The organism is Micromonospora sp. LOL_015 (genome assembly GCF_048060275.1).
GTDB lineage: Bacteria > Actinomycetota > Actinomycetes > Mycobacteriales > Micromonosporaceae > Micromonospora_E.
Genome location: NZ_JBHMIO010000139.1, coordinates 1 through 1,219 on the forward strand (window position 1 = coordinate 1; position 1,219 = coordinate 1,219).

A 1,219-nucleotide genomic window follows, 5' to 3' on the forward strand; every position below is an offset into this window, starting at 1 on the left:
TCCACCGCCGGACCGTCCCACACGCCACCGTCCACAACCTCACCATCAGCCACGTCCACACGTACCATGTGATAGCCGGCAACACGCCAGTCCTCGTACACAACTGCAATACGACGATCTACCGAGTGCAGACAGACCACCCGGATAGCCAGCGGCTTTCCGTTGATGGGGGTGGCAACGTGTCGATTAATGGTGACGGGATGCTTCATCTGAACATGAGCGGAAATATTGCTCACTCTGAGCAGTTCCGTGGCTCAGGTGGGCAGATCGTTGCCTTCAACGTCCCGACGTCGTATGTGAATAGTGTCAGGTCGGCGGCCATCAGTCAGCGCCGTCCCTCGGGAATGAGTCGGCGACAGTGGAATATTTTCTCGGCCGGGCGTCCGCAGATTGACGACCCTGGGAAGGGGCCGGACTTGCACGGCTTGCCATCGGAAATGTTCCCGGGACTCTTGGGGGCAATAATACCTGGATCTGGGAGGGTGTTGTGACTCCGGAGAGCGAGCTCGCTCGGACAAAGTCGCGTCCGGAAATAGAGCCATCAGGACCCTTGGCTGCCTTCTATGTGGAGCTCGCTAGCTGGGATGAATCTGACAGGTTCGCGCAGCGTGTGAGGGAGCTTGTTCGTGCGGGCATTCAGGTGTCGGCTACGTGTGACTTCGAAGCGGACGACTTGCCGGAAACGGGTCTTCCAGCCTGGACGAACGAGGCAGGCTTCCTTCAAGAACAGAATAATGCCAAGCTCAGATACTCTTTGCATCGCGGCGATGAGAGCTGGACGATGCAGGATCTCCTATTTTCGTTTGACCCGCGACAGCGAAGTTGGGAATGGTGGGACATAACCCAGATTTCCGCAAATGTTGTGCAGATTTGGGTGAATTCACGAGGGGAGCCCGTGTTCGCGTGCGACGAGCTGAGGTGGATTTGTTACCTCGGTGGTGCGCGTTCCCTGGTGGGGCCTTTGCTAATGCCATCTGAGGCCTGGGAAAGTGTGCCGTCTATCGGTATCGTGCCCGACTCGACCGGGGTGATCTGACGTCGATCCGTGACGGCCCGCAAAGGGCAAGCCGGATTGGCATTGGAGCGGATGAAGGCTGTTGGGCGGGTCGGTCACGTGGCGATCCGCCCATCGCCTCTGTGCGTCGGAGGGCATAGGTGCAATGCTGCGTAGCTTGAGTTGATCTTGGGGTGTGGCCTGCGGTTGTGTGGCTGCTGTCGG

Annotated in this window: 1 protein-coding gene; it reads right to left on the reverse strand. The window is 58.7% G+C overall.

Going from position 1 to position 1,219, the window contains the following annotated elements; translation table 11 throughout:
• A partial coding sequence (locus tag ACFHWU_RS29155; RefSeq protein ID WP_416592305.1) for a hypothetical protein occupies positions 1-236 on the reverse strand: 236 nt, incomplete at its 3' end.
• Positions 237-1,219 lie beyond the last annotated feature (983 nt).